14 protein-coding genes are annotated in these 25,241 nt (G+C 65.4%); 1 reads left to right on the top strand and 13 read right to left on the bottom strand.

Annotated features, from left to right (window positions below; genetic code table 11):
- Positions 1-8 precede the first annotated feature (8 nt).
- On the bottom strand, positions 9-620 hold the full coding sequence (locus G394_RS0103945) for a response regulator transcription factor (protein ID WP_028576542.1): 612 nt from the start codon (positions 618-620) through the stop codon (positions 9-11).
- The gene (locus G394_RS19980) at positions 608-1,756 is read right to left on the bottom strand and encodes a PAS domain-containing sensor histidine kinase (RefSeq protein WP_084435297.1); all 1,149 of its coding nucleotides are present in this window, start codon (positions 1,754-1,756) and stop codon (positions 608-610) included. The genes G394_RS0103945 and G394_RS19980 overlap by 13 nt, the downstream gene beginning before the upstream one ends.
- A gap of 532 nt (positions 1,757-2,288) precedes the next feature.
- Between G394_RS19980 and G394_RS19975 the strand changes: the two genes are divergently transcribed.
- On the top strand, positions 2,289-4,604 hold the full coding sequence (locus G394_RS19975; protein WP_051306928.1) for a PAS domain-containing sensor histidine kinase: 2,316 nt from the start codon (positions 2,289-2,291) through the stop codon (positions 4,602-4,604).
- Here the strand turns inward: G394_RS19975 and G394_RS17860 are convergent.
- From G394_RS17860 to G394_RS0103880, 11 genes are all read right to left on the bottom strand, one after another.
- Positions 4,587-6,680, bottom strand: a complete 2,094-nt coding sequence (locus G394_RS17860) for a chemotaxis protein CheA (protein ID WP_043774666.1) — start codon at positions 6,678-6,680, stop codon at positions 4,587-4,589. The two genes, G394_RS19975 and G394_RS17860, sit on opposite strands and share 18 nt — an antisense overlap.
- Before the next feature lie 48 nt (positions 6,681-6,728).
- Entirely contained in the window at positions 6,729-7,046 is a 318-nt protein-coding gene (locus G394_RS0103925) for an STAS domain-containing protein (RefSeq protein ID WP_028576541.1), read from the bottom strand.
- A gap of 121 nt (positions 7,047-7,167) precedes the next feature.
- Positions 7,168-7,659 carry a chemotaxis protein CheW gene (locus tag G394_RS0103920; protein ID WP_028576540.1) on the bottom strand — a complete coding sequence of 164 codons (492 nt, stop codon included), beginning with the start codon at positions 7,657-7,659 and terminating at the stop codon, positions 7,168-7,170.
- A gap of 19 nt (positions 7,660-7,678) precedes the next feature.
- Entirely contained in the window at positions 7,679-9,343 is a 1,665-nt protein-coding gene (locus G394_RS0103915; protein WP_028576539.1) for a methyl-accepting chemotaxis protein, read from the bottom strand.
- A 45-nt stretch (positions 9,344-9,388) separates the two neighbouring features.
- Complete coding sequence (locus tag G394_RS19970; protein WP_051306927.1) at positions 9,389-11,266, bottom strand: methyl-accepting chemotaxis protein; 1,878 nt, start codon at positions 11,264-11,266, stop codon at positions 9,389-9,391.
- A 55-nt stretch (positions 11,267-11,321) separates the two neighbouring features.
- The gene (locus tag G394_RS17850) at positions 11,322-12,428 is read right to left on the bottom strand and encodes an HD domain-containing phosphohydrolase (protein ID WP_156902413.1); all 1,107 of its coding nucleotides are present in this window, start codon (positions 12,426-12,428) and stop codon (positions 11,322-11,324) included.
- 214 nt (positions 12,429-12,642) lie between these two features.
- Positions 12,643-14,043: a sigma-54-dependent transcriptional regulator gene (locus G394_RS0103900; RefSeq protein ID WP_028576538.1), complete on the bottom strand. Its 1,401-nt coding sequence runs from the start codon at positions 14,041-14,043 to the stop codon at positions 12,643-12,645.
- A complete protein-coding gene (locus tag G394_RS19965) occupies positions 14,040-15,710 on the bottom strand; it encodes a hybrid sensor histidine kinase/response regulator (protein ID WP_084435291.1) in 1,671 nt (556 codons plus the stop codon). The genes G394_RS0103900 and G394_RS19965 overlap by 4 nt, the downstream gene beginning before the upstream one ends.
- Positions 15,711-15,773: 63 nt before the next feature.
- Complete coding sequence (locus G394_RS0103890) at positions 15,774-17,372, bottom strand: sigma 54-interacting transcriptional regulator (RefSeq protein WP_028576537.1); 1,599 nt, start codon at positions 17,370-17,372, stop codon at positions 15,774-15,776.
- 22 nt (positions 17,373-17,394) lie between these two features.
- Positions 17,395-19,764, bottom strand: coding sequence for a penicillin-binding protein 1C (gene pbpC / locus G394_RS17840; protein ID WP_043774664.1), 2,370 nt, complete (start codon positions 19,762-19,764; stop codon positions 17,395-17,397).
- Positions 19,761-25,115: an alpha-2-macroglobulin family protein gene (locus tag G394_RS0103880; protein ID WP_028576536.1), complete on the bottom strand. Its 5,355-nt coding sequence runs from the start codon at positions 25,113-25,115 to the stop codon at positions 19,761-19,763. Before G394_RS0103880 ends, pbpC begins: the two co-directional genes overlap by 4 nt.
- Between the last annotated feature and the right edge of the window lie 126 nt (positions 25,116-25,241).

The following is a 25,241-nucleotide window of genomic DNA, read 5'->3' as shown; positions in this document are numbered from 1 at the left end:
ACAGGGCTCTACAGGCCGGGGATTCTGCGTTCCAGGAGGTAGCGGATCAGGGCGGATGTGGTGGCGATGCCCAGCTTGCGCATGGCGCGGGTGCGGTAGGTGCTGGCGGTCTTGACGCTGACGCCCAGGGCCGCTGCGATCTGGGTCATGGTCTCGCCCCGGCCCAGGCGGCGGGCGACCTCGCGCTCCTGGCGTGAAAGGCCGTCCAGGGCGTCCATCCGTTCCCCCGTGCCGAGCAGGGACGGGCTGACGAACATTCCGCCGTCCAGGACCGAGGTCATGGCCTCCTCCAATTCCTCGGGGGCCGAGTTCTTGCTCAGGTAGCCGCGGGCGCCGAGGCTCATGCAGCGCTGGGCGTACTCGGTTTCATGGTGCATGGACAGGACGATGACGGGCAGTCCCGGCCGCGCGTGGTGCACGAGTTCGAGAAAATCGAGGCCGCTGCCGTCGGGCAGGGAAATGTCGAGGATGACGAGGTCGAAGGCCGCGCTTTCCAGCACGAGCCGGGCCTCGTGCAGGGTCCCGGCCTCGGAGAAGGCGCACGCGGGGAAGCGGTCGGCGATGATGTTCATGGTGCCGCGGCGGACTACGGCATGGTCGTCGACGATCAGGATGCGCATGGCCCGGCCTCCCGTGCCAGGGGAACCCTGGCTGAAATGGTTGTTCCGCCCGCCGCCGGGGCTGTGATTTCAAGGGTTCCGCCGACCATGCGAATCCGTTCCCGCATGCCCATGATGCCCAGTGAGTCGGATGATTCGGTCCGGCCTGCGGTCATCCCGACCCCGTTGTCGGACACGTCGAGGGTCAGGACCGCGTCGGATGCCTGCACGCGCACGTCGATGCAGGAGGCGCCGGAATGCCTGGCCGCATTGGTCAGGGCCTCCTGCAGGACCCGGTACAGGGCCGTGGACTGTTCCGTGGACAGGTCGGGGATGGGGCCGGCCTTGAGGTCGATGCGCAGGCCCGAACTCTGGGCGAAGGTTCTCGTCAGCCAGGCCACGGCCTCGGCGAAGCCCAGCTCATCGAGCATGGGCGGCCGCAGCTCGCGCGAGATGCGGCGCACGGTCTCCAGGGTGCCGGCCACCAGGCCGCGCAGTTCGGCGACCTGCCCCTGGCGGGCGTCCCCTTGCGGGAATGAGCGTTCCAGACGGTGCAGCCCCATGTTCAGGGCGGTCAGGTCCTGTCCGAGCACGTCGTGGATCTCGCGGGAAATGCGGCCGCGCTCCTTCTCGATGCTGTCCTGCAGGTAGCCCGACAGAGCCCGGTACCGTTCGCGGGACACCTCGAGCTCCTCGGTGCGCTCCCGCACCCGCTCTTCAAGGTGCAGCCTGGCCTGGTCCAGGAACATGCGGGTCCTGACCCGGTCCGTGACGTCGCGCAGGGACAGGCGCCAGCCCTCGAACCGGCCCCCGGGGTCGAAGACCCGCGTCGTTTCCTGCGCCAGCCAGATCTCCGTGCCGTCCCGGCGCCGGATGCGGAAATCCATGGAGGGGATGTCCCCCCGCACGTCCATGGCCTGCCGCCAGCGCGGGAAGTCGTCGGCCGCGATGATGCGTGCGAAGAACCCCGGATCGCGCAGGGCGTCGTCGGCCTCGAAGCCCGTCACGCGACTGCAGGACGGCGAGATGTAGAGCAGGTTCCCGGCGGGGCCGACCCAGACTTCGAGATCGTAGGTGAAATCGGCCACGGTCCGGTACATGCGCAGGAGCCTGTGCCGGCGGGACCGGAAGCGGATAAAACGGTGGCTGGCGGGCATGCGGTCGCTATGACCACGAAGGGGTGGGCTTGGCAAGCCTCGGATCTCCGGCGCCTTCTGGACGGGCCGGATTTTTCCGGTGACTCGCTATCGGGTTCTCCTGCAAGGGCGAACGAGCGGCGCGTTTCCGGGGTTGGCCGATTCCCGGCTCATCCTGCCGCCGCACGCCTCCGGACAACATTTCATCGTTTTCATCGTGAGCTTCTTTGTGTATGGGCAGGCATCTCAAAACTGTTAATTTCTTTGCCGGCTCTGCCAAAATGCAGGATGGTGTGCGATTGCAGCTTTTGTTGTCTGCTGGGCCAATGATGCTTCGAGAGTGGAGGATGCTCTCTTGGACGTGATGAACGCGTTTTTTTCTTCCGCGGTGCTTTCCGACACGAGTCCTGCTGTTTTCCTTGCAAGCCTGTCCGCCTTGTGCGCAGGAGTGCTTCTGTTCTGTCTGGCTTTTCGTGTCCGTGCCCGATTTCGATCACTTCAGGATTCGTTGGAAACATGCCGACGCGAGCTGCAATCAGCGCATGAGGAGGGCGTGGAACAGACGCTGGCGCGACGCGAAAGCGAGGAGAAATTTCAAGCCATTTTCGACAACTCGCCGTATTCCATTGCATTCAACCGGCTCGACGGTACGTATGTTGATGTCAACGCTGCATTTTTGACCCGGTGGGGCATCTCGCGGGAAGCGGTGCTCGGTTTTTCGGCGACGGACCTCGCCGCGGGAAGTGATGAAATACAACGCTTCAGAGCCATGCTCGAGCGGGAAGGGCGTCTCAGCAACGTAGAGACGCGGATGGTCAGGCCAGACGGAACTGCGCGGCATCTGCTGTTTTCTGCCGCGCGGGTTTCCGTGGCGGGGCAACCATACAACCTGTCCACAGCAGTGGACGTCACGTCGCTCAAGGAGGCGGAACAGAGCGTCAAACGCTGGCGGGAAAAATTCGATCTGACCACGGCTGCCGCCAAGCTGACGTTCTACGAATATGATGTGGACCATGACATCCTGACCTGGAGCGGGAGCATGCTGGATGTGCTGGGGTACGACCCGGAGGAGATGACGGGCGGCCTCGACGTCTGGACGGCGTTGCTCCATCCGGAGGACGCGGAGAGGGCGACGGTTCTTTTCGCGGAGGCGCTGTCGCAGCGAAAGAGGTATGTCATCGAGTACCGTCTGCGGCGCAATGATGGTTCGTATGCCGATGTGTTCGAGTATGGGCAGTTCTTCGAAAAGACTCGGGACACGCCGCAGCGAGTGCTTGGGATCATCCAGGATGTCTCCGATGCCAAACGCACGGAAAGGGCCTTGATGCAGAGCGAGGAGAAGTATCGGGCCATCTTCAACAACGCGCCCATCGGGATTTTCCGTACCAGCTACACGGGGCGATTTCTGGAGGCCAACCCGACCCTCGCCCGCATGCTGGGTTACCAGGACAGGGAGGAACTTCTTGCGGCAGTGGAGAATCTGGAGACGGACATCTACCCGCATCCCGAAACGCGCCGGGAAATGCTTGAGTCGTTGCTCGTCTCGCCGGCGGGCATCCGCAGGGACATCGAATTCAAGCGCAAGGATGGCTCGCCGTTTTATGCCGTCATCAACGCCTCGTTGCAGTTCGACGATACAGGCCGCCCCGCCTATCTCGACGGCACCATCGAGGACGTCACCACGCGCAAGGCTGCCGAGGACAGGCTGCGGCAGTCCGAGGAGAAGTTCGCGAGCATATTCCGCCTTTCCCCGGACGCCATCGTGCTCTTTGAACTGGACACGCAGCGCATTCAGGACGTCAACGAGGCCTTTGTCGACCTTTTCGGGCATGCTCGGGAAGAGGTCCTGGGCAGGACGACCCTCGAACTCGGGATTTACCAGACGCCTGAAGTGCGGGAGCGCCTGTACGAACTGCTGAATGCCAACGAAACGATCCGGGACTATGAATTCGCCGCGTTCCGCAAGACCGGCGAGGAAATCGTCTGCCTGCTGTCATGCCAGGTCATCGACATAAACGGCAAGCCGAGCGTCTTTGCCGTGATCCGGGATCTGCGGGAGATGAAGCGCATGCAGCAGCTCATGATCCAGACGGAGAAGATGCAGTCTCTGGGAGGGTTGGCGGCCGGAATGGCGCATGAGATCAACAATCCTCTGGGGATCATCGTGCAGGCCGCGCAAAACATCGGGCGCAGGCTCGATCCGTCCTCGGTTTCCAATATCGAGGCGGCCAGGCTGCACGGGCTGGATTTGCACAGCCTAGCCGGCTTCCTCGAAGAGCGGAACATTTTCCGCTACCTTCAGGGAATCCGTGAAGCGGGCGAACGTGCAGCGGCCATCGTGGCGGACATGCTTTCCTTCAGCCGGCGCAGCGAACGGACATTCTCATCCAACGACATCAGCGCCATCGTGTCCAAGTCACTGGAGCTGGCGGGCAAGGATTTCGATCTGAAGAAGCATTATGACTTCAGACGGCTGAACATCGTCAAGGAGTATGACGCCGATTTGCCGCTCGTGTCCTGCGTGAGCACGGAGATCGAACAGGTTCTGCTGAACCTCGTGCGCAATGCGGCCCAGGCCATGGCCCGGGCCGGAACGCAGAACCCGACCCTGACGCTGCGCACGAAAAAGATGCAGGGTTGGGCGGTGATCGAGGTGGAGGACAACGGGCCAGGCATCCCCAAAGACGATCTCTCACGCATCTTCGAGCCCTTCTACACGACCAAGAAGGTCGGGGAGGGAACGGGGCTCGGCCTTTCGGTGTCCTACTTCATCATCACCAACAACCACCACGGACATCTCACCGCGACGTCGCGCGAAGGCCGGGGGGCCAAGTTCGTCATCTCGCTGCCGCTACGCCGGGATGCGTGATGCCGGTGTTTGCGGCTGGACCCCGGCCAGGGCCTCCACGTCGAGGATGAGGGCCATGCTCCCGTCGCCCTTGATGGTCGCCCCGGAAATGCCGGGAATGTCCTGGTACACCTTGCCCAGGCTCTTGATGACGGTCTGGTGCTCCCCGACGACCCTGTCCACGACAATGCCGATACGCTGCCCCAGGGTGTTGCAGACGACGACCTGCTCGATGTCCGGAATCCGGCCCGGAATGTCGAAGCCATTGCGCAGGCTGACATAGGGCACCATCTGGCCGCGCAGGTTGATGAGATCGGCGCGGCCCTTGTCCTTTCGGACCAGTTCCACGCATTCCTCCACGGCGGACAGGGGCAGGACGAAGGAGCTGTCCTCGACCTGGACCTGCAGGCCGTCGATGATGGCCAGGGTCAGGGGGAGACGCACGGTAATGGCGGTGCCGACCCCGGGCGTGCTTTCTATGGCGATGCGTCCGCGCAGGGCGTCGATGTTGCGCTTGACCACGTCCATGCCCACGCCCCGGCCCGAGACGTTCGTTATCTTCTCGGCCGTGGAGAAGCCCGGCGCGAAGATGAGCATGAGGGCGTCCTTGTCGGAGATCAGGGCGTCCGGCGCGATGAGGCCCTTTTCCACGGCCTTGGCCCGGACGCGGTCGGGGTCAATGCCCGCGCCGTCGTCGATGATGCGGATGAGCACCTCGCCGCCCGAGTGTTCGGCCGAGAGCACGATGCGGCCTTCGGGGTTCTTGCCGCGCGAGACGCGCGTCTCGGGGCTCTCGATGCCGTGGTCGATGCTGTTGCGCAACAGGTGGACCAGGGGGTCGCTCAGACGCTCAATGACGGTCTTGTCGAGTTCCGTTTCCTCGCCGTGGGTCTCAAGGATGATGCGCTTGCCGAGCTCCTGGGACAGGTCGCGCACCAGACGCTTGAAGCGGCTGAAGGTCGTGCCGATGGGCAGCATGCGGATGCCCAGGGTGTTGTCGCGCAGTTCGTCGGACAGCCGTTCGATCTCCTCGGAGATGGCCTGCAGCCTGGGGTCGTTCTGTTCGCTGGCGAACTGGGTCAGCCGGGCCTGGGCCGTGACCAGCTCGCCCACGAGGTCCACCAGGAAGTCGAGCTTCTGGGCCGGCACGCGGATGCTCGAAGTCTGGACTTCGGCGCCTGCCGTCTGCTTGAGGCGCTTGACCTCCTGCTGCTCGGCCAGGGCCGCCTCGACCTGGCTGCGGCTGACCAGGCCCGCCTCGGACAGGAGCTGGCCGATGGGCTTGCGCTCCAGGAGGATGCGTTCGAGGGCGTCCTTGGTGATGTCGTTCTTGTCGACCAGGATCTGGCCGATGAGCTGGTAGGACTCCTCGTCGATGGTCTGGCAGCTGCCGACCTTCTGGATGTCCAGCTCGCAGTCCTCCTCGACGAAGATGAAGACGTCGCGGATCTCGTCCTCGCTGCGGGTCGTGGTCAGGATGACGTCCCAGAAGACCATGCACTGCTCGGGGTCCAGGGCGGGGAGCTCCGGGATGTCGCGGGTGTGCATGATGACGTGGTGTTCGCCCATCTCGCACAGTTCTTCGAGCAGCGCGGCCGGGTTGGTGCCGGTCATGAAGATGTTGCGGGCCGGGACGAAGCGGATGCGCCAGGCGGCCAGCTCCGGGGCCTTGTCGCAGCAGGGGGGCTCTTCGGCTTCCGGGACGGCCGGAAGCTCCTCCGTGGCCGGGGTGAGGGCCTTGAGGCCGACGATGACCTCCCTGGCCCTGGCCTCGCCGCCCTGGTCCTCGCCTTCGAGCATGGCCAGGATGTGGTCACGGGCCAGCAGGGTCAGGTTCAGGAGTTCCTTGGACACGGCGATCTGCCCGTTGCGGGCCAGGTCGAAGACCGTCTCGACCTCGTGGGTGAAGGAGGCGATGTCCTCGAAGCCGAACATGGCGCCCGAACCCTTGATGGTGTGCATGGCCCGGAAGACCCTGTTGATGACTTCCGAGTCTTTCGGGTCCTCCTCCAGTTCGAGGAGGGAGGACTCCAACTCGCCCAGGAGGTCCCGGGCTTCTTCCTTGAATATCTGACGGTGCATTTCTTCTCTGGGCATGTACGGCTCCGGGATCGAGGGACTAGCGCAGCAGTGTTCTGGTCTTGCTCATGTGTTATTCTCCATACGGGTCGAGAGCTCCTTCATGAGATCGTCCGCCCCGATGGTCTCGGCGTTGTCGAAAAGATGCCCGGGCACGCGCGCAAATCTGATGTTTGCGGTCGGATGCTTGAGCAGGGCGTACAGAATCAGGAAAAAGGAGAGATCGCTTTTCGTCGACTCTCCCAGATCGATCGTTATGTCGCTGTGCGCGGACAGGCTGGCCAGCAGTTCCGAAAGGATATCCCTGGAATGCTCCAGCGTGAGATCTCCAACGAGCCTTACGACAGGGCGGCCCTGAACATTGTCGACAGAATAGGAAAACACCGAAGCCTCCTGGCTTGTGGCTGCAAGGGCCGCCCCATCGGGTCGCCATGCCGATGGGAGCGGTTCGTATGAGGGGGGCGATGGGGGATTGCCTGTTGGGCGCGCCGGGAGGGCGCACCCGTCAGGCATCCGCGTCATCGGTCTCGGCATTGCTCAGCAGGGAAAGCTCCTCGGGGGAGAAGACCTTGCCGATGTCGAGGATCATGATGAACTCGTCGCCCTGCTTGCCCATGCCGCGGATGAAATCCGGGCGGATGGCCGTGCCCATGCGCGGTGGCGGGGTTATCTGGTCGTTTGCCATCTCGAAGACTTCGAGCACGGAGTCCACGATGGCGCCCATGTGGCACTTCTCGCCCTCGATCTCCACATCCACGATGATGATGCAGGTGTTCACCGTGTCCTCGACCTGCGGCAGGTCGAACTTGATGCGCAGGTCCACTACGGGCACGGCGTGGCCGCGCAGGTTGATGACCCCGCGCATGAAGGGAGGAGTCTTGGGAATGCGGGTCACGGGCACGAGTTCGATGACTTCGCGCACACAACCCGTTTCCAGGGCGAAAACCTCGTCACCCAGGCCGAAGGTCAGGTATTGCAGAATGGTGTTGTCGTTCATCGGTCGTCTCGTCCTCTGGTTAGAAGCGTTCGAATTCGTCGTCTTCGTCATCGCGGCCCATGTCCAGGGCCAGACCGCTGGCAGGGGTTCTGGCGACCAGTGCCTTGGGGGCTTTGCGGGCAGTCTGAGGGGTGCTCCGGCGAGGGGCCTGGCGGACGACCTTGGCACTGCCCGTGCCGAGCCGGAAGAAGCCGATGGTGCTTTGCAGCTGTTCAGCCTGGCTGGACAGCTCTTCGGATGTGGAGGCCATCTCCTCGGAGGCCGAGGCGTTCTGCTGAATGACCTGGTCGAGCTGCTGCAGGGCCTTGTTGATCTGTTCCGCGCCCGCGTTCTGCTCGTTGGAGGCGGCCGAGATTTCCTGCACGAGTTCGGCCGTGCGCTGGATGTCCGGGACGAGCTTGACCAGCATCTGCCCGGCCTGGTCGGCCACGGTCACCGTGGAAGAGGACAGGTCGCTGATCTCGGCCGCGGCCGAGCCGCTACGCTCGGCCAGCTTGCGCACTTCCGCCGCGACCACGGCGAAGCCCTTGCCGTGCTCGCCGGCGCGGGCGGCCTCGATGGCGGCGTTAAGGGCCAGAAGGTTGGTCTGGCGGGCAATCTCCTCGACGATGGAGATCTTTTCAGCGATCTTCTTCATGGCGTCCACGGCCTGGACCACTGTCCTGCCGCTCACGTCGGCGTCCTGGGCCGCCTTGAGAGCGATCTTTTCCGTCTGCGCGGCATTGTCGGCGTTTTGCCGGATATTGGAGGCCATCTGCTCCATGCTGGAGGACACTTCCTCGACGGAAGCAGCCTGTTCCGTTGAGCCCTGTGAAAGCTGCTCGGCCGAAGCGCTCATTTCCTCCGACCCCGAGGCCACGTTTTCAGAGGCGCTCTGTACCTCGGCCACGATTTCGCGCAGGCGTTCGCACATGCGCTTGATGTCCGCGTAGACGCCGATGTGGCGCGCGGTGTCGCCAAAGGAGACGGTCAGGTCGCCGCCGGCGACCCGGTCCGCGACGGACGCGATGACGCCGGGTTCCGTGCCCAGCTGGCGGGTGATGATCCGGGCCACGAGAAAAGCCAGCAGGAATCCGGCAATGATGGCGGCGACATTGGCGACGATGATGGATGTGCGGGAGTGGGCGTAAATCGCGTCGCCTTCGGCGCTGGCGGCGTCGGAAGCGCTCTTCTGGATCTGGATGATCTTGTCCAGAGCCTCCTTGGCCGCGTAGTATTCGGTTCGCGATGCCCCGCGCATGGCCTTGATCGCCTCTTGGGTCTGCATGTCGCGGGACAAGGCCATGACCGTGACGTGTTCTTTCATGTAGAGATCCCAATGCTGCTCGAATTCTTTGTAAAGACGACTTTCCTCTTCCAGGCTGGGGAGCTTTTCGTATTCGGATCTGACATGCTGCATCGTGGCTGTGTATTGCTCAATGCGTTTTTCGAATTCAGCCATATTCTTTTCGTCTTCAGAAATGACATGCCCATATTCAGCGATGCGGACCTCGCGGATCATCGCATTGAGTTCGCCGCAGGCCTGAACGCTGGGGAGCCAGTTGTGGCTTATCTCCGTTGACTTGTCATTGACCTCGGCCATTTGGATGCTTGCAAACCATCCAAGGCCTGCCATGATGGACAGGATGATGCCAAACGAGAGTAAAAGCTTGTTCATGATGCGCATGTCGATGAACCATTGCATTGTAGTGCTCCTTGAGTTTGTCTGTTTTTGTTTTGATGCGTTGGATTATATTTTGAATCGTGAGACAAGATCCGCCAGTCGCTCCGCCAGTTGCGACAACTCCGTGGAGCTTTCCTGCACGGTGCGGCTGCTGACGCTCATCTCGTCGGATGCCATGCGGACTTGTGCGATGTCGGCGTTGATGGAATTGGTCATGGCAGAGCTCGACGCGACGCTTTCATTTATTTCCGTAATGCCCGCCGAGGCCTGGCCCACATTTTCGGCGATGTCGCGGGTGGTTACGGACTGCTCCTCGACCGCCGTGGCGATGGCGCCGATGATGTCGTTCATCTCGTGGATGAGCCCTGTGATCTCTTGGATTTCATGCACGGTTCCGGCGGTAACCTCTTGAACGTCCGTGATCTTTTCGCGGATGTCCTCAGTGGCGCGGGCCGTCTGCTGAGCCAACTCCTTGATCTCGTTGGCGACAACCGCGAATCCGCGTCCTGATTCTCCCGCCCTGGCCGCCTCGATGGTGGCGTTCAGGGCCAGCAGATTGGTCTGGGAGGAAATGGCCGCGATGGTTGCGGTGACGGTGGAAATTTCCTTGGCCGCCAGGCCCAGTTCGTTGACTTTTCCGGAGGTTTCCCGGGCCTTGTCGACGGCGCTGGATGTCGTGGATCTGGCGCGTTCGGAGTTCTGGGCGATTTCCTGGATGGTGGCGGACATTTCCTCGGCGGCCGCGGCCACAGTGCCCATATTGCTGGTGGCCTGCTCCATGGCCGCGGAAACAGAGTTCATGCTTGCGCTGACCTCTTCGGCGGATGTGTTGACCGTGGCGGCCATGGAAGCGGTCTGGCCGGCGCCTGCCGTCATCTGCCCCGAAATGGTGGAGAGTTCGGATGAGGATGCGGCCAAGGTCTGGGTGGCGGCGGTAATCTCCGCGAGCATGGCCTTGGTGCGCTCGATCATGGTGTTCATGGAATCCGCCAGATGCCCGATGGGGTCCTTGACCTTGTAGGAGATGGACACCGTGTAGTCCCCTTGGGCGACTTTCAGGCTCTGGGCGGCCAGATGATTCAGGGGCGCCGTGATGGAACGCATCACCAGAGCGATGACTCCCAGCGTCAGGGTCGAAAAGATCAGCACTCCGATAATGGTGAACCGGCGGATGGATTTTTGCTGATCTTCGATGAGTTGATGCGTTGTCGCGGCAAGCTCCTCGATAAGCGGTTCCGTTTGTCTGATAATATCCCGGAACTGCTCCTGCGTTTCCTTCATGGCCTCCACTTCTTTGGCGTATGTCGTGAATGCTTTTTCGTATGTCGATAAATGTTCGCTGACAATCTGCATGGTTTGCGGGTCATCTGCCAGGACATCTCCTGTCAGGGTACGCATGCGCAGCATTTCATTTTGGAAAGACTTTACATACGCAATGTCACCTCGCAGCATGAAATCCTTTTCCATCCGACGCAGCATGAGTATTCTTGCGTTCAAAGAGTCATTATTGCGCTCGGATATGAGTTCTTCGACTTCGTGTATGCTTGACCGCAATTCGCCGGTCAGACCTTCGTTTTCGTTCAGGCCCAGCAACTGTTCGTTTTGGACGACCGTTGAGAAATGGGTCAGGTATTCGTTCATCAATCCCTTGATGACGGCAGCCTTGTCGCGCAGGGCCGGTTCCGCGCTAACATGGTCAAGCTCGTCCAGGATTCTTGCCGTCGTCTCGGAGACGATTGTCGCGTATTTCATGTCTTTTCGGGCCAAGAAATCCTTTTCCGATCTGCGCGCCTCCAGCATCCCGATTTGCACGTCCGTGGCTTCTTCGAGCAGCAGGGCCGCCTTGTCCTTTCTGTGCGCCCCGTACTCGTTGACGAGGAAGACACACAAAAAACCGATGATGGCGATGATGGCGATGGATAAGAGTTTGATGCGAAGGGTCATGGCTATGCTCCGTAACAGGTCATGCGTATTGAGGTTTTCATACATCTACTGACGTTCACGGGAGCTTGGCTCCGCAGTCAGGACGTTGTCCGGGAGAGGCGTTTTCGGCGATGGCGAGCAGCGCCCCGGATTTGTTGGCGGCTACGAACGCGCATGCGCAAAGGGGGCAGACCTGGTTTCCGGCTTCGCGGATGATGTGGGCCATGGCCTGATCGTGGGGAATGGCTTGCCGGTAGGGTCGGTCCGAGGTGAGCGCTTCGTAGATGTCCGCCACGGAGAGGATGCGCGCTTCGAGCAGGGCCTCGTCGCGCTTGAGTCCGCGCGGATAGCCCGTGCCGTTGTAGCGTTCATGGTGTTGGAGCACGATTTCGGCCACCGGCCCGTTGAAGGGGATGTCCTTGAGGATATCGAACCCTGTTTCCGGGTGGATCTTGACCTGTTCGTACTCTTCCGGAGTGAGTCTGTCCGGTTTGTTCAGAATTTCTTCCGGGACGCTGATCTTGCCGATGTCGTGCAGGTTCCCGGCAACGCGCAGCGTTTCGATGCGATTCTGGGCCAGGCCCATGGAATGTCCCAGGGCCATGGCGATGCGCGCCACGCGCTCGTTGTGTCCGGCGGTGTAGGGGTCCTTCTGGGCCACGATGACGCCAAGGGCGTTGACCGTGGATTCAAGGGCGTGCTTGAGCTGCGCGTTGAGTTCCCGCAACTCGCACGTCCGCTGCGCGATCTCTTCTTCCAGGGCGCGCTTGATGAACCGGCTCTCCTGGTTCAGGCGCACCTTGTTCATGGCCGCGTCGATGGCCTGTTTGATGCGGTCCATCTCCCGAACCGGCTTGGGGATGAAATCGCAGGCTCCCTCGCGTAGCGTGCCGAGCGCCTCTTCCAGATTGGCTGTTCCGGAAATGATGATGACCGGAGTTTCGGGTGCTATATTCTGCAGGCGCGTGACGACCTGGTTCCCGTTGCCTCCCGGCATGCGCAGGTCGGTAATGACGATATCCGGCTGGACGTTCTCGAAGATGCGCATGCCCTCGGCCGCGGATTCCGCTTCGAGAACTGCGTACCCGCTGTCGCGGAGGTAATCGCCTACGATCAGGCGGTACATCCGCTCGTCGTCGATGAGCAGGACTGTAGGTATTTGGGTGTGAATTGATGTGACCACAAGGGCACCTCCTGGTTGCCGATAACCAAGAGGCGTGCCATATTTTCCTGAGATAAAAACTGAATCAGAACAAGGCGTTGGGCGAAGATGCGTGAAGGGGTCGGGAAGAGGGGATCAAGATATGTTTATTTTTCCAGGTCGGCGCCGGCCGGCGGCCCTGTGCACGGGGGACGGGAAAGGGAACTCAAGATTTTGGAACGGAATCAACGTATCTTTATGCCGGGGAGGACGACCGGCGTTTGAGGCGCGAGTTCAGGGCCTGCGGCGTGATGCCGAGAAGCATGGCCGCCCGCCGCTGATTGCCGCCGGCGCGTTTCATCGCTTCGGCGACAAGGGCCTCCGAGCCTTCCTGCAGGGTGGGCAGCTCCAGAAAGCCTGAAAACATCTGATCCGGCATGGCGCAGCGCCGTGCGGGCTGGGCTGGGGACAATTTCTCGGCCAGGGCGTCCAGGCAGAGCTGGCCATTGCGGGACCTTCCCGCCGCGTCGAGGATCATGGCGCGCAACTCTCGGATGTTGCCGGGAAATGCGTACTTCCGAAGGAGTTCGAGCCAGCGGGAGGGCATTTCGATCTCGTGGCCGTACGTCCGGGCGGCTTGGGCCAGAAAGTGATCCGTCAGAAGGGCGATGTCTTCGGGGCGGTGCCGCAAGGGCGGGATGGTCAGGGAATGGGTTGCGATGCGGAAATAGAAGTCCGAGCGGAAGCGTTGCGTGTCGCTCAACTCGCCCTCAGATCGGTTGGTCGCCGAAATGATTCTGGCGGTCAGGGGTTTGGGACGGTCCGAGCCAATGGGGTAGAATTCCCGTTCCTGCAGGACGCGCAACAGCTTGATCTGGGCCTGCAGGGGCAGGTCGCCGATTTCATCGAGAAAAAGCGTGCCGCCAGCAGCCCGCTCCATGAACCCGCCTCGAGCCCGGTCCGCGCCGGTGAACGCCCCCCGGACATGGCCGAAGAGCGTGTCGGAGAAGGCCTGGTCGTCGAGTCCGGCCACATTGACGGCCACGAACTCTCCCTTGCGGGCGCTGGCAACGTGGATGGCCCTGGCCAGAAGCTCCTTGCCCACCCCGGTTTCCCCCGTGATGAGGACCGGTTCCGGGCTTGCGGCGATGGCCTCGCAGTACTGGAAGATGCGCAGCATGGCCGGACTGTGCGTGACGAGTTCGCTGAACGCTTCGGACTTGGGCGGCGCCGGGTTCAGGAACCCGGCGGAAAGGTTGCGGCGCTCCCGGCGCATGGTGCGAAGTTCGAAGGCCCTGGTCAGGGCCGAAACGATGCGCTCCGGGTCGGCGGGTTTGCGGATGTAATCGTAGGCGCCTTTGCGCATGCAGGAAACGGCGAGATCCACGTCGTCGACGCCGGTGACCATGATCACCGGCAGGTCGGGCTGGACGTTCAGGAGCCCTTCGAGGATTTCGTCGCCCTTGCGTCCGGGCATGAGCACATCCAGGAGAGCCGCCTCGATTTCCTGTCCCCTGGCCATGTCCAGCGCCGCCGAACCGTCGGGGCAGAGGATGGTGTTCGTGATTCCGGCCAGGGCAAGCGTGATTCTCAGGCTGGTCAGGATTTCCTCTTCATCGTCCACCAGGAGGACGGGATGTGCGGGATACAGATTCATGCGTCCTTCTCCGTTGTCGGCAGAGTCAGCCGTGCCAGGGTTCCGCCGTTTTCCGCCGGTTCGAAGCTGAGGTTTCCGCCATGGGAGTCGATGATGGTCTTGCTGATGGCAAGGCCGAGTCCGAGCCCGCCGCAGTCGCGCTTGGTAGTGAAGAAGGGGTCGAAGATGTGTTCCATCACCTCCGCGGGGATGCCGGTCCCTTCGTCTCGGACGGTCAGTTCCATTTGGCGCGGGTTTTTCATGCGCAGGCGGACATGGATGCCTGCATTCTTGTCCGGGAGGGCTTCGGCGGCGTTCATGATGAGATTGATGAAGACCTGCTCCAGTCGTTGATAGTTGCCCAGCACTGGCGGCAGATCCTCCTCGATGTCGATCTCCAGGTGGTCGGTCGCGTTCTTGAGCTTGTTGTGCAGCAGGGAAATGGCGTCGTTCAGGACCCCTCCCACGTTGACCGGCAGGTCGGTGCCCACGGAGTCCGGCCGGGCGAAATCCTTCATGTGCTGGACAATGTCGCGGATGCGGTCCGAGGCTCCGATCATTCCGCCCAGCAGGCGCGGGATTTCCGCATCGAGCTCTCCCATGGTCATGCCGCCGATGGAGATGGTGGATATTTCGGGGATCGATTCATCAAGCTGACCGCGGAGCAGGCTCCAGATCCGGTCCATTGCCCGGGCATTCAAGCGCAGGAGATGATTGGGGTTGTTGATTTCATGGGCCACGCCCGCCGCGAGCGTGCCGAGGGAGATCAGCTTGTCCGCCTGGATGAGCTGGCGCTGGCTGGCCTTTTCCCTTTCGGCCGAGGCGATGCGTTCGGTGATGTCTTCGGTGATGCCGGCGACGCGGGTGGCCGCCCCGTCGGCGTTGGCGATGGGAAAAATCTTGGATCGGAGCCAACGGATCTCCCCGTCGGGCCTGATGAACTTGAAGTATTCATCGACAGGGTTTTCCAGGGTCTTGAGCCGGAAGAAGTCCCATGCCCGCGCATGGTCGTCGGGATGAATGCGGTCGGCCAGGTTCTTGATGTCCGCCAGGATGACGCCCTCGGTTATGCCGAGAATGTCTTCGCAGGCCTTGCTGACATAGAGCATGCGAGGGGGGTCAAGTTGCTGGAGCCAGAATATTTCCTTTATATTTTCCACAAGTTGGCGAAAGAGCGCTTCGCTTTCCTGCAGTCTGCTGTTGGTTTCCGCCAGCTCGGCAGTCCGTTCGAGAACCCTTTTCTCCAGCTCGTGGGCGTACTCGCGGCGCTCCCGCAGGAGGTCGAGCCGCTCCCAGGCCTTTTCCAGGGCCAGATCGAGCAGGGCGAAATCAAGGATCGGCTTGGTCAGAAAGTCCGACGCCCCCGCGCGCAGCGCCTTGATGACATCGTGCATGTCGCCGGCTCCGGAAACGATGATGACCGGGATTTCGGCGGATCGCTCCCGGATTCCGGCCAGGATGGCGTGCCCGTCCATGTCGCCGAGCCGCAAGTCGAGAAGCACGGTTTCGTGACGATCCGTATCAAGCAGTCGCAGCCCTTCCTCACCGCTTGCGGCCTCGTCGACGCCGTGCCCGCTGTCTTTGAGATGGTCGGCGACGGTCAGGCGGATGAACTCCTCGTCTTCGATGATGAGGATGGATCGTCGGGATTGTTTGGCGCCTTCGTTCATGAGTTGGCTTGTTATCATGTGGATAGGTTCAACGCAAAAGGGGGATAATTGTTTTCACGAGTGCCCTGGCAGCACCGCGCCCTATTCCACGCGCAGGGGCCGCGTCACCCGCAGGCCGTGCTTCTTGATCTTGTTCAGGATGGCCGTGTGGGACAGGCCGAGGGTTTGGGCGGCCTTGCGCACGCTGCGGGCGCGCTTCAGGGCCACCTCCAGAATGTCCTTTTCCAGCCTGTCCAACTGCGTCTTCAAGGCTTGCCCGGGTTCGGGGCGCACGTCTGGCGCGGCCTGGCCGGGGACGCGGTCGCCCAGTTCGTGGGCCAGGATGACGAAGCGCTCGCCGATGACGTCGTCGGGGCAGAGGATGGCCGCGCGGTCCATGACGTTCTTGAGCTCGCGCACGTTGCCCGGCCAGTGGTGGGCGCGCAGCTTGGCCAGGCCCTCGGGCCCGATGGCCTTGGCCGGCCGGCCCATGCGCGAGGCCAGGGTGAAGAGGAAGTGCTCGGCCAGCAGGCCGATATCGCCGGGGCGCTCCTGCAGGGGCGGGATGTGGATGGGCAGGACGTTGATGCGGTAGTAGAGGTCCTGGCGGAAGGAGCCGTCCTCGACCATCTTTTCCAGGTTGCGGTTGGTGGCCGTGATGATCCGGGCCCGGATGGGGATCTCCCTCGACCCGCCGATGCGGCGCACGCAGTGGTCCTGCATGACGCGCAGGAGCTTGGCCTGGGAGGACAGCGGCATGTCTCCGATCTCGTCGAGAAAGACCGTGCCCTCCCCGGCCACCTCGAAGAGTCCGGCCTTGCCGTCCTTGAGGCCGCCCGTGAAGGCGCCGCCGACGTAGCCGAAGAGTTCGCTTTCCAGCAGATGCTCGGGCAGGGCCGCGCAGTTGATGGGCACGAAGGGGCCGGGGCGGCGGCTGGCCGTGTGCATGGCCCGGGCGAAGAGCTCCTTGCCCGTGCCCGAGGCGCCGCGGATGCAGACGATGGAGTCCGTGGCCGCGATGAGCTGGGCGTAGCCGATGAGGTTGTTGATGGCCTGGTCCTGGCCGACGATGTCCGAAAAACTGATCTGGGAGGGCTCGGAGATGCTGCGGGCCAGCATGCGGATTTCCTGCATGTCCCGGGCGATCTCCACGGCGCCGATGATGTGCCCGTCGCCGTCGCGGATGGGGCGGCAGGTGGCGAAGTACTGGAACCGTCCCGACGGCGTGACCAGGGTCTTCTTCACGTCCGCCCACTCGCGGCCCTGCAGGCCTTCGAGGATGGATGCGTCGGACAGGCCCAGTTCGCGCAGGTCGCCCCCCAGGACCTCGTCCTGCTCCAGGCCCAGGATCTCGCAGGCCACGGCGTTCATGGTCGTGACGCGCCCCGCGGCGTCCACGGCGATGACCCAGTCGGCGATGTTGTCCAGGACCACGCGCAGTCTGCGGGCCTGTTCCTCCTGGGGCAGGGTGTCGATGGGCCGCGAGCTGGTCAGCCCCGGGATGTCGGCCAGGGCCTGCGCCAGGTCCGTCGGGGCGGCGTCGGCCTCGCGGTTCTCGACCTCCACGTAGACATGGGCCAGGTCGTCCACGCGGTCCACTTCCATGGACACGATGTTGAACATGCGGTCGGCGATGCGCCGCGACAGGTCGGCGACGATGCCGACGCGATCGCGGAAGACGAGGTGGAGCTTGATGGGCATGGTGCCTCCGTGCCCCTGCCTATCAGGGGGCGCCTGCGCTGCCAAGACCGGCCTGGGTCCGCACGGTGAAGGCGGCGCGGGCGCTGCGGCCCAGGTCGTCGGTGACCGTCGCTTCGTGCCTGCCGGGCGTCAAGGGCACGAAGCACGGGCGGTCGGGCGGACCCTGCCCCGCGAAGCGGCCGTCCACGTACCAGAAGTGCGTCGTCGCTCCGGCGCCGGGGACGGCTGACAACGCCAGCCGTTGGAACTCGGGCGGCGCGTCCGGTCGGATCAGGTATGGCGTGTCCGTGTCCGGCGAATCGATGATGGGTCCCGCTTCCGCGGGCACGTCGGGGCAACCCGGGTCCATGCGGGGCAGACCGGGCAGGGGCGCCCCCTGGGCCAGCCTGTAGGCCACCAGTTCGGCCGGCCAGACCAGGACCGTCTCGGCCCGCGACGGGCGGTGCAGCAGGCAGTCCCCGTGCAGGCGCAGGCCCGATTCCGGCGACGTGAAGATCTGCCGGTGCATGGCGCAGACCGGCAGACGGGTCACGCCGGCGATGGCGGGACAAAAGATCGTGGGGCAGAAGGGGCCCGGCCTGTCCCCGCTGTCGGCGCAGACGTCCGTGCGCGTCAGGGCCGGGGCCGGGAAGTCGGGCAGGTGCCCTCCGCCCGGGGCCAGGGCCCGGAAGAGGTCGAAGAGCAGCGGTGCGGCGTGGCGCGTGCCCGAAATGCCCGCGCACTGGGATCCGTCGGGGTTGCCCGTCCAGACCCCGATGGCCAGATCCCGGTTCACGCCCACGGCCCAGGCGTCGCGGTGCCCGAAGGACGTCCCCGTCTTCCAGGCCACGGCCGGGGCGCCGACGGTGAACTGCCAGGCGTCGGGCAGGTCGGGCCGCCTCGTCGAGGCCAGGATGTCCAGGACCATGGCCGCGGCCTCAGGGGAAAAGAGCCGCTCCGCGCTCCCGGATTTTTCCGGCTGTCCGGCCAGGGGCTCCACCGGCTTGAACACGCCTCCCGCGGCCAGGGACGCATAGAGGTTGGTCAGTTCCAGCAGGCGCACCTCGCACCCGCCCAGGGCCAGGGGCAGGCCGTAGTAGCCTGACGGCCGCTCCAGGGTCGAGAGGCCCCCGCGGCGCAGCAGATCGAGGAACGGGTCCGTGCCCAGGCGGTGCAGGAGGCGCACGGCCGGGACGTTCAGGGACGCGGCCAGGGCCGTGCGCGCGCTGACCAGCCCCTGGAAGTTCTGCCCGTAGTTTTCGGGCGCATAGCCGGCGAAGTCGGTCGGCACGTCGAGGAGCATGGAACCGGGGACAAGGGTTCCACGGTCGAAGGCCAGGGCGTAGAGGAACGGCTTGAGGGTCGAACCGGGAGAGCGCCGCGACAGGGCGTTGTCGACCTGCCCCTCCCCCTGGGCCCAGAAGTCGGCCGAACCGACCCAGGCCAGGATGCGGCGGCTTTCGACGTCCAGCACGACCACGGCGGCGTTGCCCACGTCCTCGCGCCGCAGGCTCTCCATCCGCCCTGCCACGAGGGCTTCGGCGATGCCCTGCATGCGGGCGTCGAGGCTCGTGCGGATGACGCTCTGGCCGGGCAGCCGCGTGCGCACCCAGCGGCTGAAGTGGGGCGCGCCCTGCGGCACCGGGGAGCGCGAGGCCAGAAGCGGCAGCGCCATGCTCCCGGCCACCCGGCCGGGCTCGAAGACGCCGTGGGCCGCGAACCGCCTCAAGACCCTGTCGCGCACGGCGCGGGCGGCCTCGGGGTTTCGCAGTGGGTTGTAGCGGGCGGGGGAGCGCGGCAGGACCGAGAGCAGCGCGATCTCGCCCAGGGAAAGGGCGCGCGGGTCCTTGCCGAAATAGTGCCATGACGCGGCCCCCACCCCGACCACGTTGGAGCCGAAGGGCGCCATGTTCACGTACCAGCGCAGGATTTCGGCCTTGGAATGGCGGGCGCAGAGCTGCAGGGCCCGGAAGGATTCGATCAGCTTGGCCGTGGCCGTGCGCGGCCGCGGGTCGGCCAGGCGGGCGACCTGCATGGGGATGGTCGACGCGCCGCTGACGATGCGGCCCGCACGCAGGTTGGTCCACAGGGCGCGCAGGGCCGCGACGGGGTTGACGCCCGGATGGCGGTAGAAATGCCGGTCCTCGGAGTCGATCAGGGCCGCGGTCAGTTCCGGCGAGATCTCGTCCAGGCTCAGGGGGAAGCGCCACATGCCGTCCTCGGCCAGGAAGAAGCGCAGGGGGCGGCCGTCGCGGTCCAGGACGCGCGTGGAGAAGGGCGGATCGAGGCGCTCCGTCGGGAAGGGGAAGAGCCGGTCCAGGATGACCCCGAACAGACCGGCCAGCACGAGGCAAAGGGACGAGACGGCGGCCGCCCGCCGCAGGGCGGCCGCCGTCCGGGAGAGTTTCGTCATGGAGCCGGTTCGTCGCGCACGACGCGGATTTCGCCCACGGGGCCGCTCCCTCGCAGGCTCGGGACGTACATGGCCTCGGCCTGGACCGGGGGGCAGGCGAAGGTCCCCGGAGTCACGGCCCGCAGCACGGCGTGACGCACGCGCCAGTCGCCGTCGCGCAGGTCCGTGAAGACCAGGATGCGGTCGTCGCGCAGGTCCTGGTAGCCTTCCAGCGTCTTTTCCTCCTCCATCCAGTCGAGGCGCTCGGTCGTGGCCAGGCGCGGGTTTTCCACCTCCAGGCCCGCGGGTAGCAGGCTCTGCACGACCACGTTGTCCACGCGGCCGGTGGTGCTGCGGACCCGCGTCCTCATGACGACGAGCTGGCCCTGGCGCACGGCGGTCAGGTCCAGGGGCCGCCCGCCTTCGTCCAGGAAGGTCTGCTCGATCTCCAGCCCTTCGGATCGTGGCGCGTGGCCGTCCCTGCGCGGCGTGCCGGAGGTCAGGACGCTGGCGTAGACCACGCGGTCGGCCGGGGTCTTGCGCAATTCGACGGCCCCGGCCGCGGCGATGTCCCGGACCACGAGGAGCCGCGTTTCGTCGAAGTCCCGAGCCCCGCCGGCCCACGTCATGGAGCCGGCGAAGGGGCGGTCGTCGTCCCGGCCGGAGAGGTACTTGCCCAGGGCCATGAAGCCCAGGCTCGTTTCCTGGGTCGAGTACCAGACGTTCGCGCCCAGATCCTGTCCGAGCCGGTTCATGAGGTCCGGCAGGCGCGGGTCGTCGGGCATGGCCGCCAGCAGGACCAGGGCCGTCAGCGCCCTGTCGCGCAGGCCCGAGCCGAGGTTGGCCCCACTCTCGCGCCGGGCGTCGTCGAAGGTCGGCGCGAGGTGCAGGAGCTCGAAGCCTGGCGCCTGGTTCCCCGAGGAGAGATAAGCCCCGGCCAGGAGGGTGCGGGCCACGCCGTTCAGGGATTTGCTGAAGGTGGCGCGCAGGTAGTCCTGGCTGCCCAGGTCGGGCCTTTGCCCCAGGGCCAGGACATAGAGGGCGTAGGCGGCCTGCTCGACCTTGTCCGGCGGGCTGCCGGGTTCCGGGGCGGCGAGGGTGGCGATGTAGCCGAGGCCTCCGTTCAGCATGTCGCCGGGCACGGTGTGTCCGGCCTGACGCGCCTCCAGCAGGAAATGGCAGACGTAGGCCGAGACCCAGGGATTGGGTTCCGTGTCGCCGGGCCAGAATCCGTAGCCGCCGGACGGGGTCTGCATGGTCTGCAGACGGCGAATGGCCGTCTGGACCAGCCCGGCCGGTCCGGAGGCGGTGAACTGTCCGGGCGCAAGATCGGCGGCCAGGGCCGAGAAATGCAGCAGCGGGAAGGCCTTGGACACGGTCTGCTCGGCGCAGCCGTACGGGTAGCCCAGCAGGTTCTCCAGCTGCCCCGCGAAACGCGTCAGCGGCGACGTGGACAGGCGCACCGTGCGCCGGACCGTGCCGGGGATCAGCCTGTCCGGGGCCGGCCCGGCGATCCGCCCCGACTCCTCCCCGAGGGCCGTGTTCTCCAGCAGGCGCTCCACGGGCAGGGGCGAGCGCTGGTCGAGCTCCTCCCCGGCCGTGGCCGTCTCCCCGTTCCCGGCGGCAGTGAAGGCCAGGCTGACCTTGCCTTCTTCGGCGCCGCAGCGCAGGGGCACGTACACGGTGCCTTCGCGTCCCGGATCGAGGGTCAGGGGGGCGGGCATGTCGCCGAGGCCGGCCGGGCCGGAAACCGTGGCGCTGACGCGGAACTCGCCGGCCGACGGCGTGTCGTTGCGCAGGGTCAGGGGAATTTCGACGGTGTCGCCAGGGGACAGGAAGCGCGGCAGGGTCGGGGTCAGGACCAGGGGGCCGCGCACGCGGGTCATGGCCGTGCCCGTGCCGAAGGAGCGGTCGCGGTTGGCCACGGCCACGATGCGCAGGGCGCCCTGGAAGTCGGGCAGCCGCAGGCTGTGGGTTACGGAACCGTCGGCTCCGGCCGTGAGCACGCCGGACCAGAAGGTCACGGGACGGACCCTGCGGATGCCTTCGGTGCGCATGAAGGACGAGGCCGCGGCCAGGGCGTCGCCGCCGCCGGCCAGGGGCCGGTGCAGGGCCAGGTGCGGGAAGAGCAGGGCGAAGTTGTCGAAGCTGGCCACGTCCAGGGCCCGCTTGGCGTAGAAGTGCCCGAAGGGGTCGGGGTTGCGGCCGCCGGCCAGCTGCATGATGCCCTCGTCCACGGCGGCCACGGTCACGCGCGCGCCGGGTTCGGCCTGGACCGTGATGCGCAGGTCCGTCTCGGGGCGCGTTTCGGCCGGGGCGTCTACGCGCACGTCCATCCTGTTGGACAGGCTGTCCACGAACAGCGGAATTGCGCCGAAGGCGCGGCCCGGGGTGCCGGGCAGGATGTCCCCGGCCCGGCGGACCAGGGTGGCCGTGAGGTGCACGTTGGGCTGCCAGTCCTCGCGCACGGGGATGCGCAGTTGGCCCGTGTTGCCCGTCAGTTCGACGATTTCGAGGTGCTCCACGCCGCGTCCCTCGACCGTGACCAGCGCCTTGCCGGGGAAGGGGGCGCGGATCTGGACCGAGGCCGTCTCGCCGGCCCTGTACCCGTCCTTGTCCGGGATCAGTTCCAAGCGGGCCGGGTTCTTGACCGCCCAGGGCGAGTAGCCCCACCCGCCGCAGTAGAATTCGATCTCCGCTGCGGCCCCGCCCTGCGGGTCGGCCAGGCGCACCCGGTAGGAGCCGTAGTCCGGCGGGACCACGCTGAAGGAGCCCGCACCGTCGCCCGCGGCCACGCGCTGGGTCGAGACTTCGACGGGGTTGCGCACGGACTCGTAGGCGAAGCCCTGTTCCGTACGCCGCATGATCGTCTGCCAGCGGTCCTGAAAGAGGGTGGCGACCAGTTCCGGGTGCTGCGTGCGCGAACCGTCGGGGGCCACGGTCACGAATTCGAAGACCGCCGTTTTGCGCGGTTCCAGTTCCATGGAGTCGGGCCGTTTGAGGCCGGGGTAGAGGGCGTAGACATGCACCGGCACGCGCCGCCTGGCAGTGACCCCTCGTCCGCCCTGTTCGCGCACGCGTCCGGTCAATTCGGCTTCGAGGGCCAGGGGCGGAGTGAGATCTTTGGGGATGTCGACGGTGAAGACGGCGCGTCCTTCGTGGTCCAGCCTGGTTTCGGAGGCCAGGATGGACAGGGGTTCGAAGGCGCGGCCGGGGTCGCCGAAGGAGTAGGCCTCGAAGCCTTTGGGCGCGAAACCCGCGGCCACGAGCCGGGCCTTGGCGCTGACGGCCAGATTGGAGGCCGGCGGGCCGAAGAGGTAGCGAGAAGCCACTTCGAAGGGCAGGACTTGGCCGGGCGCGGCCCCGGTGCTGTTCGTGGCGATCTCCACGCTGATGCGGTCGGGGATGAACTCCTCGACCTGGTAGGTCCAAGACCCGATGGCCTGGCCCGCGCTCATGGCCTGCAGCAGATAACGCCCGGTCAGGGACCAGTCGGGGATGTCCAGGCTGAAGGAGGCCATGCCCCGGTCCGGGGCCAGGTTCAGGGTGCGCAGCAGGCGCCCCTCGGGGTCGCGCTGCTCCATGGTCAGGGGCAGGTCGGGGGAGACGCCGATGCGGCCGTCGCGGACCAGGGCCGCGCCGTCGACGGTTTCGCCTGGCCGGAAGATGTCGCGCTTGCCGTAGACATATGCCTGCAGGTCGGCGGCGCCGATGGTCGCGCCGCTGACGTCGAGGCCCGTGGTGTCGACGCGGAAGCGCTCCAGGAAGATGAAGCTGAAGTCTTCGCCCGATGCGGCCAGGATCATGGCCGGGAAGCCGGCCTCGTCATCGCCGACGGAGGGGATGTGGGCCAGGCCGGCGGCGTCGGTGCGGGCCGTGCCCAGGACCTGGTTGCGGGTGCTGACGAGACGCACCTCCACGCCCTCCAGGGGCCGCAGGTCCTCGATGGACGCGGCCCAGACCAGAAACCCGGCCGCCTCCTGCTTGGCCACCAGGCCGATGTCCGTGCGCAGGACCCAGCGCGTGGTCCCGCGGTAGTCGCCGGGCAGGCTCAGGCCCAGCTTGTAGAGGCCGGGCCGGCCGTCGGGGATGAGCTCCGACAGGGACAGGGTCCGCTCCTGCACCTCGTTGGGCGCGGACGTGAGGGCGATGGTCTCGCGCAGGATCTCCGTTCCCAGGTGGTAGGGCACCGTGTCCCTGGCCCCGCCGCCGTCGAAGATCGAATACCCGTAGTCCTGGAAGAGGGGGCCGAGGTTGTTGAGGAAGACGCGGCTCACGGTCAGGTCCGCGCTGTCGGCGTTGACGTGTTCCACGCCTAGGAGTCCGCTGCCCTGGCGGGGCAGGAACATGCCCGTGGCCGAGAAGTCCACGCTCGGCGGCAGGTCGGGCATGCGCACTGGCGTTTCGTGGTCGGCCGAAAGCTCCGCCCCGTCCGCGGCCCTGAGACCCTTGGCGATGCGCAGCACGTACTGGCGGCCCGGGGCCAGGGCCCCGCTCACGGTCGCGGTCCGCCCGCGGGCTGAAACCGAAACCTCGGCCAGCGGGTCGACGCGCAGCCGTTCCCGCAGGGCGGCCGCGTCGACCGGCGCGGAAAACTCGATCTGGATGCGCGCCTGTCCCTTGTCGGACTGGGGCGAGACGCCGTCCACGCGCAGCACCGGGTCCAGGCGCAGAACGATCTCGCGTCGGAACTCCCGGCCCAGCGTCAGGCTCTTGCCGGCCACGGTCAGGGCCGGGTCGAGGCCGATGGTCAGGGTCCGCGCCTGGGGGGCCTTGCGCACGGGGACGCTGCGGAACCCGAAGCTCGTGGAGCGCCAGCGGGTCTGCAGGACGAGTTCGACCTGCGTGCCGTTGCCCTCGGCCAGGCGCAGGGCGGGCAGGAGCTGCTGCGGGTCCACGGGCGCGTTGAAGACGATGTTGCCCTCAAGCTCGACCATGTCGGGACCGGCCTCCGAGGCCAGCTCGTTCACGGTCAGCTCGCGGACCTCGAAGCTGCCGGTGCGCACGACGAGGTCGCGCTCGCCGCCCAGGACGTCCGCCGGGAAGACCACGGGACTCAGGGTCAGAGTGTACTGCATGTCCATGGGCAGCGGGGTCTGGGCCAGGAACTTGAGGGTGAAGGGGTTGGCCCAGACCCACTGCCCCTCGGCCGCGGGGGCGATGGTGGCCGGCGCGGGCATGGCGCGCCTGTCGTCCGGTACCGCGCGGTCGAACTCCACGGCGATGGCCGTGCGCATGGCGCTGTCCAGGCTGACGGCGCTCACGGCCAGCCCTTGAGGCACGGGCGGGAAATAGCGGTCCCGCAGCAGCCAGGCTTGGCCGGCGACGACGAGCAGGAGCAGGACGATGACCCAGTTCTTTGCGGTGGACATGAGCACCTCGCGCGGCTGAAGGGTGTCTGGTGTCCATGGTCTGGCAAGGTCCGGTCCAAAAAGCAAGGCCGCGCTTTTCAAGAATGGCCCTTTGGCCTAGAAGGGCAGCATAAACAGCATGATTTC

The sequence above is a fragment of the Desulfomicrobium escambiense DSM 10707 genome (genome assembly GCF_000428825.1).
Taxonomy (GTDB): Bacteria; Desulfobacterota; Desulfovibrionia; order Desulfovibrionales; family Desulfomicrobiaceae; genus Desulfomicrobium; species Desulfomicrobium escambiense.
Note: the sequence above shows the minus strand (reverse complement) of the source record. Positions and strands in the feature narration are given on the sequence as shown.

Bases quoted from the DNA above. Each gene is read 5' to 3' on its own strand.
- G394_RS0103945 (WP_028576542.1), bottom strand. From the start codon at position 620: ATGCGCATCCTGATCGTCGACGACCATGCCGTAGTCCGCCGCGGCACC.
- G394_RS19980 (WP_084435297.1), bottom strand. From the start codon at position 1,756: ATGCCCGCCAGCCACCGTTTTATCCGCTTCCGGTCCCGCCGGCACAGG.
- G394_RS17860 (WP_043774666.1), bottom strand. From the start codon at position 6,680: ATGCCCAGAGAAGAAATGCACCGTCAGATATTCAAGGAAGAAGCCCGG.
- G394_RS0103920 (WP_028576540.1), bottom strand. From the start codon at position 7,659: ATGAACGACAACACCATTCTGCAATACCTGACCTTCGGCCTGGGTGAC.
- G394_RS0103915 (WP_028576539.1), bottom strand. From the start codon at position 9,343: ATGCAATGGTTCATCGACATGCGCATCATGAACAAGCTTTTACTCTCG.
- G394_RS19970 (WP_051306927.1), bottom strand. From the start codon at position 11,266: ATGACCCTTCGCATCAAACTCTTATCCATCGCCATCATCGCCATCATC.
- G394_RS0103900 (WP_028576538.1), bottom strand. From the start codon at position 14,043: ATGAATCTGTATCCCGCACATCCCGTCCTCCTGGTGGACGATGAAGAG.
- G394_RS19965 (WP_084435291.1), bottom strand. From the start codon at position 15,710: ATGATAACAAGCCAACTCATGAACGAAGGCGCCAAACAATCCCGACGA.
- G394_RS0103890 (WP_028576537.1), bottom strand. From the start codon at position 17,372: ATGCCCATCAAGCTCCACCTCGTCTTCCGCGATCGCGTCGGCATCGTC.
- pbpC (WP_043774664.1), bottom strand. From the start codon at position 19,764: ATGACGAAACTCTCCCGGACGGCGGCCGCCCTGCGGCGGGCGGCCGCC.
- G394_RS0103880 (WP_028576536.1), bottom strand. From the start codon at position 25,115: ATGTCCACCGCAAAGAACTGGGTCATCGTCCTGCTCCTGCTCGTCGTC.